General features: G+C 64.6%; 16 protein-coding genes. 6 read left to right on the top strand and 10 right to left on the bottom strand.

What is annotated here, in order from left to right; genetic code table 11:
- Positions 1-32: 32 nt before the first annotated feature.
- From ACXAEH_RS03400 to ACXAEH_RS03385, 4 genes are read left to right on the top strand one after another with little or no spacing between them, the layout of a single operon-like run.
- Positions 33-665, top strand: a complete 633-nt coding sequence (locus ACXAEH_RS03400; protein WP_475031081.1) for a glutathione S-transferase family protein — start codon at positions 33-35, stop codon at positions 663-665.
- A gap of 11 nt (positions 666-676) precedes the next feature.
- On the top strand, positions 677-1,888 hold the full coding sequence (locus tag ACXAEH_RS03395) for an acetyl-CoA C-acetyltransferase (RefSeq protein WP_475031080.1): 1,212 nt from the start codon (positions 677-679) through the stop codon (positions 1,886-1,888).
- Entirely contained in the window at positions 1,888-2,373 is a 486-nt protein-coding gene (locus tag ACXAEH_RS03390) for a cupin domain-containing protein (protein WP_475031079.1), read from the top strand. The genes ACXAEH_RS03395 and ACXAEH_RS03390 overlap by 1 nt, the downstream gene beginning before the upstream one ends.
- Complete coding sequence (locus tag ACXAEH_RS03385; RefSeq protein ID WP_475031078.1) at positions 2,370-4,571, top strand: 3-hydroxyacyl-CoA dehydrogenase NAD-binding domain-containing protein; 2,202 nt, start codon at positions 2,370-2,372, stop codon at positions 4,569-4,571. The genes ACXAEH_RS03390 and ACXAEH_RS03385 overlap by 4 nt, the downstream gene beginning before the upstream one ends.
- Before the next feature lie 80 nt (positions 4,572-4,651).
- Here ACXAEH_RS03385 and ACXAEH_RS03380 read toward each other — a convergent pair whose 3' ends face one another.
- The 3 genes from ACXAEH_RS03380 to ACXAEH_RS03370 form a co-directional block, all read right to left on the bottom strand.
- Positions 4,652-5,326, bottom strand: a complete 675-nt coding sequence (locus tag ACXAEH_RS03380) for a Hint domain-containing protein (RefSeq protein ID WP_475031077.1) — start codon at positions 5,324-5,326, stop codon at positions 4,652-4,654.
- A gap of 181 nt (positions 5,327-5,507) precedes the next feature.
- Positions 5,508-6,173: a sulfotransferase family 2 domain-containing protein gene (locus tag ACXAEH_RS03375; protein WP_475031076.1), complete on the bottom strand. Its 666-nt coding sequence runs from the start codon at positions 6,171-6,173 to the stop codon at positions 5,508-5,510.
- 210 nt (positions 6,174-6,383) lie between these two features.
- Positions 6,384-7,298, bottom strand: a complete 915-nt coding sequence (locus tag ACXAEH_RS03370; RefSeq protein ID WP_475031075.1) for a DMT family transporter — start codon at positions 7,296-7,298, stop codon at positions 6,384-6,386.
- A 76-nt stretch (positions 7,299-7,374) separates the two neighbouring features.
- Between ACXAEH_RS03370 and ACXAEH_RS03365 the strand changes: the two genes are divergently transcribed.
- Positions 7,375-9,003: an AMP-binding protein gene (locus tag ACXAEH_RS03365; protein ID WP_475031074.1), complete on the top strand. Its 1,629-nt coding sequence runs from the start codon at positions 7,375-7,377 to the stop codon at positions 9,001-9,003.
- A 105-nt stretch (positions 9,004-9,108) separates the two neighbouring features.
- Complete coding sequence (locus ACXAEH_RS03360; protein ID WP_475031073.1) at positions 9,109-10,119, top strand: hypothetical protein; 1,011 nt, start codon at positions 9,109-9,111, stop codon at positions 10,117-10,119.
- A 48-nt stretch (positions 10,120-10,167) separates the two neighbouring features.
- On the opposite strand, the gene ACXAEH_RS03355 is transcribed toward ACXAEH_RS03360, so the two are convergent.
- The 7 genes from ACXAEH_RS03355 to ACXAEH_RS03325 form a co-directional block, all read right to left on the bottom strand.
- A complete protein-coding gene (locus tag ACXAEH_RS03355) occupies positions 10,168-10,566 on the bottom strand; it encodes a hypothetical protein (RefSeq protein ID WP_475031072.1) in 399 nt (132 codons plus the stop codon).
- Between the two features lie 72 nt (positions 10,567-10,638).
- The gene (locus ACXAEH_RS03350; RefSeq protein WP_475031071.1) at positions 10,639-11,070 is read right to left on the bottom strand and encodes a MarR family winged helix-turn-helix transcriptional regulator; all 432 of its coding nucleotides are present in this window, start codon (positions 11,068-11,070) and stop codon (positions 10,639-10,641) included.
- A gap of 187 nt (positions 11,071-11,257) precedes the next feature.
- A complete protein-coding gene (locus ACXAEH_RS03345; RefSeq protein WP_475031070.1) occupies positions 11,258-12,475 on the bottom strand; it encodes an SPOR domain-containing protein in 1,218 nt (405 codons plus the stop codon).
- 307 nt (positions 12,476-12,782) lie between these two features.
- Positions 12,783-13,415, bottom strand: coding sequence for a uracil phosphoribosyltransferase (gene upp, locus ACXAEH_RS03340; protein ID WP_039130463.1), 633 nt, complete (start codon positions 13,413-13,415; stop codon positions 12,783-12,785).
- Between the two features lie 77 nt (positions 13,416-13,492).
- On the bottom strand, positions 13,493-14,704 hold the full coding sequence (locus tag ACXAEH_RS03335) for a phosphopentomutase (RefSeq protein ID WP_475031069.1): 1,212 nt from the start codon (positions 14,702-14,704) through the stop codon (positions 13,493-13,495).
- Complete coding sequence (locus ACXAEH_RS03330) at positions 14,704-16,008, bottom strand: thymidine phosphorylase (protein WP_475031068.1); 1,305 nt, start codon at positions 16,006-16,008, stop codon at positions 14,704-14,706. Before ACXAEH_RS03330 ends, ACXAEH_RS03335 begins: the two co-directional genes overlap by 1 nt.
- On the bottom strand, positions 16,008-16,424 hold the full coding sequence (locus ACXAEH_RS03325; RefSeq protein WP_475031067.1) for a cytidine deaminase: 417 nt from the start codon (positions 16,422-16,424) through the stop codon (positions 16,008-16,010). The genes ACXAEH_RS03330 and ACXAEH_RS03325 overlap by 1 nt, the downstream gene beginning before the upstream one ends.
- Positions 16,425-16,494 lie beyond the last annotated feature (70 nt).

The raw sequence follows: 16,494 nt of genomic DNA, 5'->3' as shown, positions 1-16,494 counted from the left end.
CCCGCTCCAACAGCAGAAACAGGGAACACCAGATGACCATCAAACTTCATTGCTTCGGTGAAAGCGGCAACTCCTACAAGGCCGCGCTTGCACTGGAACTTTCGGGCCTGGCGTGGGAGCCTGTCTTTGTCGATTTCTTCGGCGGCGCGGCGCGCACCCCTGAGTTCCGGGAGTTTTCCGCTATGGCCGAGGCGCCGGTGCTGGCGGACGGCGATCTGACACTGAGCCAGTCGGGCGCGATCCAGCAGTATATCACCGACAAGACCGGCAAGTTCGGCGGCGCGCCGGAAGACAAATACGAAGTTCTGCGCTGGGTGCTGTGGGACAATCACAAGATGTCCAGCCAGGCAGGCATGACCCGTTTCCTGATCAACTTTCTGCCAGAGAAGCACCGCTCTGCCGAAGTTGTTGCTTTCATGCAGGGCCGATTGAAGGCTGCCTATGCCACTCTGGAGAACCATTTGCAGGGGCGTGGGTGGATCGTGGGCGATGGCCTCACCAATGCCGACATCAGCTGCTGCAGCTATCTCTATTATCCGGAGCCCTTTGGCTTTGACCGCGCCGAGTGGCCCAATATCGACGCCTGGCTCACCCGGATCAGTTCACAGCCTGGCTGGAAACACCCCTATGACCTGATGCCCGGCAACCCGTCGGACCGCGCTTGAGGAGAAGACACATGACCGAAGCCTATATTTATGACGCTTTGCGCACGCCGCGGGGCAAGGGGCGCAAGGATGGCGCCTTGCATGAGGTGACCTCGGTGCGCCTGTCGGCCTTGACGCTGAACGCGATCAAAGCACGCAACAACCTGGAGGGCCACGCCGTCGAGGATGTGATCTGGGGCAACGTGACCCAGGTGATGGAACAGGGCGGCTGCCTGGCGCGCTCTGCCGTGCTGGCCTCCGATCTGGATGAGCGCATTCCGGGCCTGGCGATCAACCGCTTCTGCGCCTCTGGCATGGAAGCGGTGAACCTGGCCGCGAACCAGGTGAAGGGCGGCGCGGGCGATGGCTATATCGCGGGCGGTGTTGAGATGATGGGCCGGGTTGCCATGGGCAGCGACGGCGCGGCGATTGCGGTGGACCCGAGCCTCGCGATGGAGACCTACTTCGTGCCGCAGGGTATCTCTGCCGACATTATCGCCACGGAATACGGCTTCAGCCGCGATCAGGCGGACGCTTTGGCGATGGAGAGCCAGCGCCGGGCCGCCAAGGCCTGGGAAGAGAAGCGGTTCGACAAATCAGTAATCACCGTCACCGACCAGAATGGCCTGCCGATCCTGGCTCATGACGAATACATGCGCCCCGGCACTGACATGCAGGCGCTTGGCTCGCTGAACCCGGCGTTCCAGATGATGGGCGAGCAGATGCCCGGCTTTGATAAGGTCGCCATGCTGAAATACCCGCATCTGGAGCGGATCAATCACATTCATCATGCGGGCAACTCTTCCGGCATCGTGGATGGCGCTGCGGCGCTGCTGATCGGCAACAAGGAGTTTGGTGAACGCCACGGGCTGAAGCCGCGGGCGCGGATCAAGGCGACTGCCAAGATCGGCACCGACCCGACCATCATGCTGACCGGCCCGGTGCCGGTGACCGAGAAGATCCTGGCGGATACCGGCATGGCCATCGGTGACATTGATCTGTTTGAGGTGAACGAAGCCTTTGCATCCGTCGTGCTGCGCTTCCAGCAGGCGTTTGACGTCGATCCGGAGCTGGTCAACGTCAACGGCGGCTCCATCGCCATGGGCCACCCGCTGGGCGCCACCGGGGCGATCATCATTGGCACGCTGCTGGATGAGCTGGAGCGGCAGGACAAGGAAACGGGCCTCGCCACCCTGTGCATCGCATCGGGCATGGGCGCGGCCACCATGATTGAGAGGGTGTGATGCCGAAGCTGGACCTATCCCAATTGCCCTGGCGCACCGGCTCCGGCTATCCCGGAAAACTGGCTGAGCCTTGCGCCGGCCGCAGCGTGCAACCTTTGGGTGACCCCGGCGGGCTGACGCAATACGGGGTCAACATGGTGCGGCTCGAGCCGGGCGCGGCCTCTTCCCTGCGCCACTACCACATGGAGCAGGATGAGTTCGTGATGGTGACCGAAGGCATCTGCACGCTGATCGACGATCAGGGCGCGCAGGAGATGCTGCCGGGGGACTGCGCCGCCTTTCCAGCCGGCGAGGAGAACGGTCACCATCTGGTGAACCGTTCGGACAAGCCCGCGGCCTTTCTGGTGGTGGGTACCCGCACCGCAACCGAGACCGGCTATTACAGCGATTTGGACATGATGGTGAGGTTCGCGGGCGGCGACTTCACCTTCACCCGCAAGGACGGCAGCCCGTTGACGGCTGACCAGACCGGAGAAGACACATGAGCGATTTCAAATACGACGTGGACGCAGACGGCGTCGCAATCATCACCTGGGACGCGATCGGCAAGTCCATGAATGTCCTCACCCGCGAGGCCTTTGGCCTGGTGGAGGAATACGTGGATCGGGCGCTGGCGGACGAGGGTGTCAAGGGCATCGTCATCACCAGCGGCAAGAAGGACTTTGCCGGCGGCATGGATTTGAACGTGCTGGCCACCATCCGCGAGGAATCCGGCGATAACCCGGCCCAGGGGCTGTTTGATTTCACTATGGGCGGCCACCGCATTCTGCGCAAACTGGAACTCGCCGGCATGGACCCCAAGACCAAAAAGGGCGGCAAGCCGGTGGCCTGTGCCATCAACGGCACCTGCGCCGGCATCGGCACCGAGATTGCGCTGGCCTGCCACCATCGGGTGATGACCTCGAACCCTAAGGCCAAGATCGGCCTGCCGGAGATCATGATCGGAATCTTCCCCGGCGGCGGCGGCACCACGCGGTACTCCCGCATGGTGGGTGCGATGGCGGCGGCGCCTGTCCTGCTTGAAGGCAAGATGATGGACCCGAAGAAGGCCAAAGGTGCGCAGCTGATCGACGCCGTGGAGGATGATCCGGTTGCCGCGGCCAGGGACTGGGTGCTGAACGCCAAAGACGCCGATCTGGTCAAACCCTGGGACGCCAAGGGCTACAAAATGCCGGGCGGCGCTCCCTATCACCCAGCTGGCTTCATGACCTTTGTCGGCGCCTCTGCCATGGTGAACGGCAAGACCCAGGGCGCGTTTCCGGCGGCCAAGGCACTGCTGTCCTCTATCTATGAGGGCGCGCTGGTTGATTTCGACACCGCGCTGAGGATCGAGGCGCGGCATTTCACCTCGATCCTGATGAACCCCTCCTCCTCGGCGATGATCCGCAGCCTGTTTTTGAACAAACAGGCGCTGGAGAAAGGTGCCGTGCGGCCCAAGGACGTGCCGGACCAGTCGGTGAAGAAAATCGGCGTTCTGGGCGCGGGCATGATGGGTGCTGGCATCGCGCTGGTATCCGCGCGGGCAGGAATGGAGGTCGTGCTGATCGACCGCGACCAGGAGGCCGCCGACAAGGGCAAGGCCTACTCCGCCGCCTATATGGACAGGGGCATTAAACGCGGCAAGGCAACCGAGGACAAGAAAGAGGCGCTGCTGGCTCAGATCACCGCAACGCCTGATCTGGAGGCGCTGAAGGGCTGCGACCTGATCATCGAGGCGGTGTTCGAAGACCCGGGCGTCAAGGCCGAGATGACCCGAAAGGTCGAGGCGATCATCCCTGAGGACTGCATCTTTGCCTCCAACACCTCCACCCTGCCGATCACGGAACTGGCCAAGGCGTCCAGCCGGCCGGAACAGTTCATCGGTATCCACTTCTTCTCGCCGGTTGAGAAGATGCTGCTGGTGGAGATCATCAAGGGCAAGGAGACCGGCAGCCGGGCGGTGGCCAAGGCGCTGGATTACGTGCGCCAGATCCGCAAGACGCCGATCGTGGTCAATGATGCGCGCTTCTTCTACGCCAACCGCTGCATTATTCCTTACATCAACGAAGGCATGCGGATGATCACCGAGGGCGTCTCGCCCGTCCTGATCGACAACGCCGCGCGGCAGCTGGGCTTCCCGGTGGGACCGGTGCAGCTGACGGATGAAACCTCGATTGATCTGGGCGCCAAGATTGCCCGCGCCACCAAGGCGGCGATGGGTGAGGCCTACCCGGAAAGCCCGGCGGATGATCTGATCTTCTGGATGGAGGATGAGGGCCGTCTGGGGCGCAAGGCCAATGCGGGGTTCTTCGACTACGATGAGAAGGGCAAGCGCATCGAATACTGGAAAGGCGTGCAGGAGAAATACCCGCTGGCTGCCGAACAGCCCGATCTGATCGAGGTGCAGGAACGTCTGATGTTCGCGCAGGTGCTGGAAGCCGTGCGCGCGCTGGAGGAAGGTGTTCTGGAAGACATCCGCGAGGGCGACGTAGGCGCCATTCTGGCCTGGGGCTTTGCGCCCTGGTCCGGCGGGCCGCTCAGCTGGCTGGACATCCTGGGCACGCCCTATGCGGCAGAGCGCTGCGATGCGCTGGCGGCCGAACACGGAGAGCGCTTCGCCTGCCCGGCGCTGCTGCGGGAGATGGCGGAGAAAGGCCAGAGCTTCTACCGCCGTTTTGCCCCGGAGCAATCCGTGGCGGCCTAGGGGCGCCGGTCATACAGAAGGCCAGCCATCAGCGGCTGGTCTTTTCTTTGTTCAACAACAACTTGCCGCTCAAAGCTCATCTACATGGAGACAGAGGGACGCGCGGTCTCTGCCCCGGTCTGCGCCGGCAGGAACTCTTCCTCGGCGATCATCGACAGCACCAGCCCGCGCGCCTCTTCCGGCGGCAGGACGCGGTAGGCGCTTTCCTCGTTGAAGACCCGGCCGCACATCAGGTTGCGCGGCGCGGCGGAAAAGCCCAGCATGCCGGCCTCAAGATAAATCACCTGGTCCTGGGCAAACCGCGGCGTGATCAGATCGAGCTGCGCTCCGGGGTGCATCCGGCGGATGCCGCGGTAGCCTTCCAGCGTGCAGGCGGGCACCACAGCAAAGGGATCGCCCTGGGCATCCTCTACCAGTTCGCTTTCCAACAGCACGCCCTGATCCGGCATCAGCCACAGAGGCACCCGGTTCATCAGCGCGTCGCGCGGCACCAGAAGCGGGCAGCGGGCCGGGTCCAGCTCGCCCTCGCCCGGCACGATGGTTTCACGCTGCAGTTCCACGATCGGCTGCATACCATGGTCAAAAGTCAGCACCTTGTCGCCAACCGCCAGCGCCTCAACCTCGCGCCAGCCGAGGTTGGAGGCTACATGGGTGCCTGCCAGAAACCCGCCCTGCCCCGCGGAAACCAGAGGAAAACCGCTGTTCATTGCCCGTCCTTGCGGCATCTGCGAGCGTTTCAGGAGCCAATCCAGCATCCGGTGTCCTTTCCTGCGGCCGAGGCGGCGAGGCCCCAGGCAATTATGGTTAATGCTTCAAAACTGCGGCAGCATGGGCGCTGAATTGCGGCAAGAACCGGTCATTGTTCACGCAACAGTGCCAATCTGTGCAAGATTGGCCGGATTACCCGGCCAAGGCTGCGCAAAATCACCGTTCATGTCACCGGGATAGAACCGAATTGTTAAAAGAGTATTCAAATTGAGCGATATCGGCGGCGCAGGCCGCGGCAATCGCTCCGGCGGCGGCCTCGTCGTAATAGGGCCGCCAATCCCGTTCCCGCTCGGTTTCATTGACCCGCGGCAAATCCAGCGTGAAGCCCAGATGATCGAACAAAGGCTTGGCGTCCTGCTGAAAATGCTCCAGCCGGATGTACAGGCTGCACTGTTCGCGCCCGTCCGCATGGCGCAAGTAGCTGGAGGCCGGGCTGCCGCGGAAGGCCGCGATGATCTGCGGGTGCTGCACAAAGGCGCGGAACTCCAGGTCCTGCGCCAATCCGATGGCCGGATGGCTGAAGGCCTGCCCGCGCAGCCAGTGGTAATAGCTCACCGCCCGGTCCCAGGGGTTGCGCACCAGGGTAAAGGCAAACAGCCCGCGCAGCGCCTCGTCCGGCACCAGCCCGCCGATGTCAGCCAGCGTGGAGTGTTTCCAGAGCCGCCCGCGCGCCGCAGCCTCTTTCAGGCGGCGGCGGCGGCGCAGGGCTTTGGGGGTGTCGCCCAGCATCATGTCATCTGCCATGGCGCGCGCCTCCAGCGCCAGCGCCAGCGCCGTGCCGCCGGTCTTGGGGATATGGATAAAGACGTATTTGCGGCCCAGCGACAGGATCATGCCCCGACCCTAGGAGATTGAAGGCAGGAAAGAAACATGAGGAATGCGCCTGATAGCGCATGCCTCCGGCGGGGATATTTCCGGCAAGAGGAAAACCTGCGCCTTCCCGCTTCTTTCTGGTTCAAAATACTCCGGGGTGAATTGGCCCGCCAGGGCCAAGAGGGGCAGCGCCCCTCGTCCTTCAAACCTGCGGGGCAGCGCCCTTCCCCGTTACTTTGACCGCAAAGCGATGGTCGAGCCTGCTGCGATGATCAGGCCGATTCCCAGCACCTGCCAGAAATCCAGCGCCTGGCCGAAGACCAGCCAGGCGAAACCCGGGCCGACAATCATCACCGAATATTCGAACACCGACACAAAAGACGCCTCACCCAGTTGATAGGCCTTGGTGATCAGGAACACCCCGCCCACCGCAGCAAAGCCCTGCAGCAGCACCAGATGCCAGATCTCCCAAAGCGGCCAGACCCAGCTGCGGGTGATGAACCCCTCCGGCACCGGCTGCGGCCAGAGCTCCAGCCCGGCCAGTGCCAGCCCGCCAAACAAGGCCTGCACCAGCAGATAGGCAAACAGCATGGCAACTGTGCTTTCGCCCTGGCACATGCGGCCCGTGGCGATGGAGCCAAGCGCATAGAACAGCCCCCCTGCCACTGGCAGCAGGATCAGCCAGTCGAAATCCGCGGGATCCGGCTGCAGCACCAGCAGCACCCCCAGGAAACCGGCGGCAACCGCAGCGATCCGCACCCAGCCGATCCGCATCCGCAAAAACAGCACCGAGATCACCACGATCATGATCGGCGAGGTGAACAGCCCGGCCAGCGCCTGGGCAATCGGCATCAGAGCGACGGCCGAGAAATAAAACACCATCGACACCGCCAGCAGCATCGCCCGCAGGGTTACGGGCCAGACACGCCGCGGCGCCATGCCGCCAAGACCGGCCCGCGCCATCAGCCACAACAGCGGCAGCGCCACCACGGTGCGCAGGATATAGAACTGACCGAGTCCGATATGCTCCGCCATGGCCGGCACCGCGTTGTCGGTCATGCCGATGATGACCATCGCCGCGACCATGGACTGAGCTGCGGCAGTGTTTGAGCCGTTTGCGGCAGAAAGAACAGCTGTTTGTTTCATAGGCTTTCCATTGCCCGCAACTTTCCGCAATATCTGTTCTCTAAACGACACCAAAGTGATTCAGGGGAGGAAACTGATGGGGTGGATGGCGGATGAAACCGGTCTGGAGAAGACCGCCGCGAATTATGTGCCGCTGACGCCGCTCAGCCATCTGCAGCGCGCGGCGCAGGTGTTCCCGGATCATCTGGCGGTGGTTTACGGCAAGCACCGCAAGACCTATGGCGAGTACCACGAGCGCTGCAGCCGGCTGGCCTCTGGCCTGGTCAAACTGGGGGTAAAGCCCGGCGATGTGGTCGCCACATTGCTGCCGAACATCCCGGCACAGGCCGAGGCGCATTTCGGCGTGCCCGCCTGCGGCGCGGTGCTGAACACCATCAACACCCGGCTGGATGTGGGCACGGTTGCCTATATTTTCGACCATGGAGAAGCCAAGGCGGTGCTGGTGGATCCGCAGTTCCTGGAACTGGCCGAGGCCGCGGTAGAAGAGATGGAAGGTCCCGCTCCCGTCCTGATCGAAGTGGCGGATGACCAGGCCAGCTGGCACGCCACCGGCCGCCACATGGAATATGAGACGCTGCTGGCCAGCGGCGATCCCGCATTTGACTGGATCATGCCGGAAGATGAATGGGAAAGCCTGGCGCTGAACTATACCTCCGGCACCACCGGGCGGCCCAAGGGCGTGGTCTATCATCACCGCGGCGCTTACCTGATGACCACCGGAACGGTGATCTCCTGGCGGATGACCCTGCATCCGGTCTATCTGACCATCGTGCCGCTGTTCCACTGCAACGGCTGGAACCACACCTGGATGATGCCGGTGGTGGGCGGCACCCTGGTCTGCTGCCGCGACATCACTGCGCAGAACATCTACAACGCCATCCACTATGAGGGCGTCAGCCATTTCGGCGGCGCGCCGATCGTGCTGAACATGATCGTCAACGCGCTGGCCGAAGAGCGCCGGACATTCGATCACACCGTCGAGGTCTTCACCGCCGGCGCCCCGCCTGCGCCGGCGACCTTGTCCAAGATCGAGGATCTGGGTTTCAACGTCACCCATGTCTACGGCCTGACCGAGACCTTCGGCCATGTCACCGAATGCTATTGGAAAGCCGATGAGTGGGACGGGCTGGACAAGGCAGGCATTGCCGGCAAGAAGGCGCGCCAGGGTGTTGCCATGCCGATGCTGGAGCCGGTGGTTGTGCGCGACAGCGAGCACAATGTGCTGCCGATGGACGGCGAGAGCCAGGGTGAGATCGGCCTGCGCGGCAATGTGGTGATGAAGGGCTATCTGAAGAATCCGGAAGCCACTGCCGAGGCCTTCAAAGGCGGCTATTTCAACTCCGGCGACCTGGCTGTGCAGCATGCTGATGGTTACATCCAGATTGCAGACCGGGCCAAAGACATCATCATCTCGGGCGGCGAAAACATCTCTTCGGTTGAGGTCGAGGGGGTGCTGATGGCGCACCCCGATGTGCTGCTGGCCGCGGTGGCGGCGATGCCGGATGAGAAATGGGGCGAGGTGCCTTGCGCCTTTGTCGAACTGAAACCGGGTGCCAAGGAAGACGCGGCGGCGCTGATCGCCTTCAGCCGGGAAACGCTGGCAGGCTTCAAGGCGCCCAAGAAAGTGGTGTTCCAGGAGCTGCCCAAGACCTCGACCGGCAAGATCCAGAAGTTTGAACTGAGGAAAATCGCCAAGTCCTTGTAACTTTTCACGGCGAAACGGCATTTCGGGGCGGCAAGCAAATTGCCGCCCCTGTTTTATGTGATTATTCTGTCTCCAACAAAAAAGGATGGGGGCCGGGCTGGCTGCATGACGGCATTGAAGGAATTCGAGCGGCTGGAGGCTGCGGGCCTGTGGCGCGCAGATCCGGAAACGCAGCGGCGGGATGTGATCATCTCGCTGGGCGATGCGACGCTGACCATTTCCGGCATGAACGACCGCCCGCTGGCGCATTGGTCGCTGGCCGCGGTCGAACGGGCCAACCCCGGCGAGTTCCCGGCCCTGTTCCACCCCGATGGCGACCCTGGCGAAACGCTGGAGATCGCCCAGGATGAAACCGCCATGCTGGAGGCCATTGCCCGGGTGCAAAAGGCCATCGGCCGGTCGCGGGCGCGGCCGGGACGGCTGCGGGCAGTGAGCATCCTTGGGACATTGGCGCTGGTTCTGGCCCTGTCGGTTTTCTGGCTGCCCGGCGCCGTGACCCGCCATGCGGTCAGCGTGGTGCCCGACATCAAGCGCAAAGCCATCGGCCAGGCGCTGCTGGGGCGGATCGAGCGGGTCTCGGGGCCCGCCTGCGCGACGCCTGAGGCGGCGCCGATCCTTGCCAAACTGGCGCAGCGCACCGGTGTGCGGCAGCTGGCGGTGCTGCGCTCAGGGATCCCCGGCAGCCTGCATCTGCCCGGCGGCATCGTGCTCTTGAACCGGTCCTTCGTGGAGGATTTCGAGGATCCGGCGGTGGCTGCGGGCGCGATCCTGGCCGAGCGTGCCCGCGCCGAAGCCCGCGACCCGATGGCAGAGCTGCTGGAGGCCGGCGGTTTTCTGGCCACTTTCAAGCTGCTGACCACCGGCGAGCTGGACCGCCCGGCGCTGGATGCCTATTCCGAGGCCACCCTGGCCAGCCCGCGCCCGGACCTGCCGGACAGCGTGCTGCTGGCTGAGTTTGCCCGCGCCGCCCTGCCCTCCTCCCCTTACGCCTATGCGCTGGACATCACCGGCGAGACGGTGCTGGGGCTGATCGAGGCGGACCCGATGGCCGGGCGCGAGCTGGAGCCGGTGCTGAACGACCGCGACTGGGTGCAGCTGCAGAACATCTGCGGTTAGGCCGCCGGCCCGCAGTCCTCTGCGGCCGGCTGCCGGAGGCCAGGCCGGCTAGCCTTTCTGCCTGTCGAATTCCGCTTGCTTGAATTCAGCTTCCATCATGTGCGCCTTCATCGCGGGCAGGCCGATGGCCTTCAGCGCGATCACGGAAGCATAGATCAGCGTTGCGGTGGCCAGCGCATCCAGGAACCAGGCCAGCGGCACCGCAGCAAGGCCCAGGCCGCCAGACAGCTGCGCCAGCGCAGCAATGGTCCAGATCCCGGTCAGCGCATGCAGCGCCAGCGCGATCCAGAAACCGGCGCAATAGGGGCAATGCCATTGCTCGTAAAGCGCCTGCAGCGGCCGCGGCAGCAGTGCCAGCAGCCCGTTGAACCAGGTCCCCCACTCCGGCAGCTTATCCCAGATCAGCAGATGCAGCGCGGTTCCCATCAGAACAAGTTCAAAACTCATGCGTGTGTTCCTTCCAGAGTCTCTTTAGTTAGTTAGCTTGACTTACTTTTTTACTCAAATGAATGCCGCCCCTCAGCCCGGTCCGGCGGCTTTTGCCAGTGCAGCTTCCAGCGCCGGGCCGTCCAGGCCGGAGGCTTCCGACAGGAAACTCCTGGCCGCCGCCTGGTACATCTCCTCGCCTGTCTTCAGCATTTCCTGCCCGGCTTGGGTCAGCAGGATGTGCTGGGCCCGGGCGTCGTAGCGGCAGGGCAACCGCTCCACCAGCCCGCGTTCGGTCAGCTTGACAACCATGGCGCTGGCCGAGGCCTTCTTGACGCCCAGATCCGCAACCACGTCCTGCAGGTGCTGGCCGTGGTCTTCTTTGCAGGTCTTCCTGGCTTCCTGATCCTTGATGGCACGCAGGTATTCGTACTCGCTGTGGCTGAGTCCGATCCGCCCCCCGTCCCGGGCCCAATGCCGGTGGGCATGGCGGTGTGCCAGTTCGATCAGTTGCGCCAGGGTCATGCGGCCTCCACTTGGTATGGAAGGCTAACTAATCACTTTCCAGCGCCTGTCAAGAGGCCGCAGCCGAACCGAAGCAGGATTTGCCACTGCACCAGACAGACGAAACCCGGCCCTGCATCCGCCTGGGCCGGGTTTGAGATACCGTGTGAAGAGAGACTGGAAGGACCTATACAGCCCCCCCTCTGGATCACTTGCTGATCCTAGCGCCGGAGAACCCTGCCCCCTGCACCGCGCTCAGCGCTGCCGCAGCCTGTGCGTTGCTATGGAACGGGCCTGCGAGGACCACCTTGTAAGGCTGCCCCTTGCGGCTGAGGGTGCCAAGACGCACCGGCAGGCCAGTGCCGGCCAGCTTGCGGGCGGCGGCCTGTGCCTGGGCGGCATCCTCAAAGGTCGCAGCACGGACATAGCGCGCCGCTGCCGCCTGTTCGGGCGCGGGCGCATCCGGCGCCGAGCGGGTGGACAGCCGCAGTGCCGCCGGGGCCTCTGCCTCGGACGGGCTGTAGCGGGCCTCGCGCGGGAGAGTCACCGCGGGCCGGTCCAGCGGCAGCTCAACCAGGCGGCGCGGCACGCCGTTGGTCCAGATCTGCGCCATTTGCGCATCGCCCTCAGGCGTGCGCACACCGCGCATCGGGTTCAGGCGGTTGTCGGTCCGCTGAACCGTCTGATAGCCGGAGGGCGCCTGAGCAAAGCTGGTCACCACCGCCGGGCGCGCCGTGCGTTCGGCCCGCTGCGGGTTGAGGCGGCCGTCGGTCCAGACCGGGCGGTAGCCTGCCGGCACGGTGAAACTGTTGCTGAGACGGCGGTCCTGGTGGATGTGCTTTTGCACGATGCGGGTGTTCGGTGTCAGCCGCAGCGACGACTGCGGGCCGACATCCTGGCCGCCGTAGGTGACCGGCGAGGCGGCCTGCGGACCGCAGCGCGCGCCGGTTGCATTGGTGTACTGGCGGCTGATCTCCGACAGGCCTTCGCAGCCATCAGCTGCAGGTGCCTGAGCGGGGGCTGCCGGAGCTGGCGCGGGCGCTGGCTTGGGTGTTACCCGGACAACTTTCTTGGCTGCGGGCTTGGGCGCCGGGGCAGCGGGTGCCGGAGCGGCGGAGGTGGATTGCCGGGTGCGGCGCGGTTTTGCGGTGGTGACCACCTTGGGTGCTGCGCCGGCAGCGGCGGCGGGTTTCGCCGCGGCCGGCGCAGCGGGCGCCGGTTTGGCCGCAGTTGTCTGCGCGGGCTGCTGGCTGGGTTCCAGCGTGATCAGCTCCGGCGGCGGCGCCGTTTGCCGCTGCCGGGTCGTACCTGCCAGTTTGGTTGGTTCAAACCCGCAAACCTGCTTGCGCGAGCGGGTCACCCGCGGCACCCAGGTCACATTGCCGTCGATGCCCGCCCGGACATAGACACAGCCGCGGCTGTCCACGAATTGGCGCCCCTTGAAAGACGCCGGAGGATATTCGGCTGGCGGGCTTGTCGGGCGCAGGGTTTGTGCCTGTATACCTGCTGCGCCTGTAGTCCCCGCGATGATGGCCAGTGCAATAATTCTAGTTATTTTCATTCCTGCGCCCCACGAAATATGGGGGCAGGATGCCCAACTCTTGCCTGTGAGTAAAGATTCCGCGGCAACAATAAGGCAGCAACCGGGCAGTTTTTGCGCCAATTGGAACTAATTTGCGCTCATATCCGGAGCAGAAGCCAAGGCGCTGTGCGGCGCCTTGGCCGGCCATGGATCACTTGGTGCCGAACATCCGGTCGCCGGCATCTCCGAGGCCCGGCAGGATATAGCCCTTCTCATTCAGCTGGCGGTCCAGCGAGGCGGTGACGATCGGCACATCCGGATGCGCCTCTTTCATACGCTCAACGCCCTCGGGGGCGGCCAGCAGGCAGAGGAAGCGGATGTCGGTAGCGCCGGCCTCCTTCAGCAGGTCGATGGCGGCGGCCGAGCTGTTGCCGGTGGCCAGCATCGGGTCAACAGCGATCACCAGACGGTCCTTCAGCCCTTCCGGCGCCTTGAAGTAATATTGCACCGGTTTCAGGGTTTCCTCGTCGCGGTAGAGGCCGACAAAGCCGACGCGGGCCGAGGGCACCAGTTCCAGCACCCCGTCCAGCATGCCGTTGCCCGCGCGCAGGATCGACACCAGCGCCATTTTCTTGCCCGCCAGGATTGGCGCTTCCATTTCCTCCATCGGGGTGTCGATGGTGGTGGTGGTCAGCGGCATTTCGCGGGTGATTTCATAGGCCAGCAGCTGGGTGATTTCGCGCAGCAGGCGGCGGAAGCCCTGGGTCGAGGTCCCCTTGTCCCGCATCAGGGTCAGCTTGTGCTGCACAAGCGGGTGATCAACAACGGTCAGATGGTCGGTCATGGGGACACTCCTAAAATCTGGTTTTGCGCGCTTTTACGGGCTTGGCGGCGGCAGGCAAGCAGGTTTTGACCATCAGGTCAAAGAAATCGCTTGCCGGGGCCTTGGGCCGGGACATTCAGGTGGGCCGCAACAGACGCGGCCACATCGGCGAATTTGACCTGCCCGATACTGCCGGCGTCAAGCCCTGCGATCAGAACAGGCACCTGTTCGCGGGTGTGGTCGGAGCCAGGCCAGCTGGGGTCGTTGCCGTGATCGGCAGTCAGCAGCAGCATGTCGCCCTTGCGCAAGCGCGGCAGCAGGCGGCCCAATTCCGCGTCGAACCACTCCAGCGCGCGGGCATAGCCGGAAATGTCACGGGTGTGGCCGTAGTGACTGTCGAACTCGACAAAATTGGCGAAGGTGAGGCTGCCGTCCTCCGCCGTCTCCACCGCGTCAAAAAGGTGCTGCATCAGTTTGGCATCCGGGCCCTTTTTCAGGGTGTCGATGCCGGACATGGTGAAGATATCGCCGATCTTGCCGATCGCATGGACCTTGCGCCCCGCGTCCTGCACCCAGTTGGTCAGCACCGGCGCGGGCGGGGTAATGGCATAGTCGCGGCGGTTGGCGGTGCGGGTGAAGCCCTGCTCCGGCGTGCCGGTGAAGGGGCGGGCAATGACCCGGCCGACCTTCATCGCATGCAGCCGCGGGGCAACGGCCTCGCACAGGGCCAGCAGGCGGTCGAGGCCGAAGCTTTCCTCATGCGCGGCGATCTGGAAGACGCTGTCGGCTGAGGTGTAGCAGATCGGTTTGCCGGTCCGCATGTGTTCCGCGCCAAGGCCGTTGATGATTTTGGTGCCGGAGGCGTGGCAATTGCCAAGAATGCCGTCGGTGCCGGCCTGCCCGGCGACAAAGGTGGTCAGGTCTTCGGGGAAGGAGGGCGCCTGGTCGGGGAAGTAGTGCCAGTCCCAGGGCACCGGCAGGCCGGCCAGTTCCCAATGGCCTGACGGCGTGTCCTTGCCGCGGCTCAGCTCGCTGGCGCAGCCCCACATCCCCTGCGGTTCGGCGTTCAGCCCCGAAAACGGCACCGAGGACGCCAGCCGCATCGCGGCCCCCAGGCCGAGGCGTTCCAGGTTCGGCAGGTCAAGCGGGCCGCTGCGCCCGTCCTCGGCCTCACCCGCTGCGCAGGCTTGGGCGATATGGGCCAGCGTGTTGGCGCCGAGGTCCGGCAGGTCGCCGTTGAAGAAGGTGCCGGCATCCGGCGCGCCGCCGATGCCTGCGGAATCCATCACCACAAGAAAGGCACGGGGCATCAGCAGATCCTTTCGTGAACCAGCGGCGGCAGGGTGTCCGGCACATCGCCGATGGAGATGGCTGCAAAGGCTGCGGCCTCTGCCATGTCTGCCGCGTCATCGCTGGCGGCGTGGATGCGGGCAAGCGTCTCCCCTGCCCCGATGTTCTCGCCCAGGCGGACGATGTCCGAAATCCCGACGCCCGGGTGGATACGGTCGCTCTCGACCATCCGGCCGCCGCCAAGGGCGACAACCGCCAGGCCAAGCGCCTCTCCGTTCATGGCTGTCACATAGCCGGCAGAGGGCGCTTTCACCTCCCGCACCACTTCGGCGCCGGGAAGATGGTCCTGCCAGCTGGCGGCAAAATCCGCAGGACCTCCCATGGCGGCGATCATCCGGGAGAAACGCTCCGCCGCCTGGCCGTCGCTGAGGGTTGCTGCAATCTTTGCTGCACCTCCCCTTGCCTCGGCTGCGAGGCCTGACAGGGCCAGCAGTTCACCGCCCAGAATGGCGGTTATCTCAGCCAGCGGGCCTTGTGCGCCGCCGGTCAGCACTTGCATCACCTCTGCCACCTCCAGCGCGTTGCCAAGCGCGGGCGCCAGCGGCTGGTTCATGTCGGTGATCAGCGCCGAGGTCTTGCAGCCCGCCGCATTGGCAGTGTCGCACAGCGATTGCGCCAGCGCGCGGGCATCATCCGCAGTCTTCATAAAGGCGCCGGAGCCGATTTTCACGTCCAGCACCAGCGCGTCCGGGGAGGCGGCGAGTTTCTTGGACAGGATTGAGGCGGTGATCAGGTCCAGGCTTTCCACCGTCGCGGTCACATCGCGGATTGCATAAAGCCGCTTGTCCGCCGGAGCGATCTGCGCCGTGGCGCCAACGATGGCGCAGCCGGTGTCCTGCATCATGCGGCGCAGATGGTCTTCGCTGACGCTGGTGGAGACGCCGGGGATGGCCTCCAGCTTGTCCAGCGTGCCGCCGGTGTGGCCCAGCCCGCGCCCCGAAATCATCGGCACATAGGCGCCGCAGGCCGCCAGAGCCGGCGCCAGCAGCAGCGAGACGCAATCGCCCACGCCGCCGGTGGAATGCTTGTCCAGCACCGGGCCGTCCAGGTCCCATGCAAGCACATCGCCGGTGTCGCGCATCGCCAGCGTCAGGGCGCGGCGGCCTTCGACACTCAGGCCCTGAAGGCAGACCGCCATGGCAAAGGCGCCGGCCTGGGCGTCAGATACCGCACCGCTGGCCAGACCTTCGGCAAACCAGCGCAGCGCGTCCTCGCCGGGTGTATCACCGCGCCGCAGCTGTGCGTTGATGGCGCGGGCGTCCATCAGGTCCGCTCCATATGGCCCGCATCAAAGGCGCCGGGCAGCAGGTCGCCGATGGTGGTTTCCCGCTCGGCGCCATCGGTGGTGCCCATGGTCACCTTGACGCTGCCTGCGCCGAATTCCTTGAGCTTCTGGCGGCAGCCGCCGCAGGGCGGCACCGGCGCCGGGCTGTCGGCGATCACATAGACCTCGGCCAGTTCCGTCTCTCCAGCGGCCACCATGGCGGCGATGGCGCCGGCTTCGGCGCAGGTGCCCTCCGGGTAGGCCACGTTTTCGACGTTGCAGCCCACATAGATCTGACCCGAGGCAGAGCGGATGGCGGCGCCAACCTTGAAATTGGAATAGGGCGCGTGGGCGTTTTCGCGGACAGCGGTGGCGGCGGCTTTGAGGCTCATGGTGATTCCCCGGTTTTTGATCATTTGGTCAAGATGCCGCAGGATAGCGGCAGGTGCCGGGGAAGGTGAAGCCTCTTTCTTGAGGAGCGGGCCG

The sequence above is a fragment of the Leisingera sp. ABM4_060 genome, assembly GCF_056158765.1.
The sequence above is the reverse complement of the archived record's forward strand: the minus strand, read 5'-3'. Positions and strand labels throughout refer to the sequence as shown.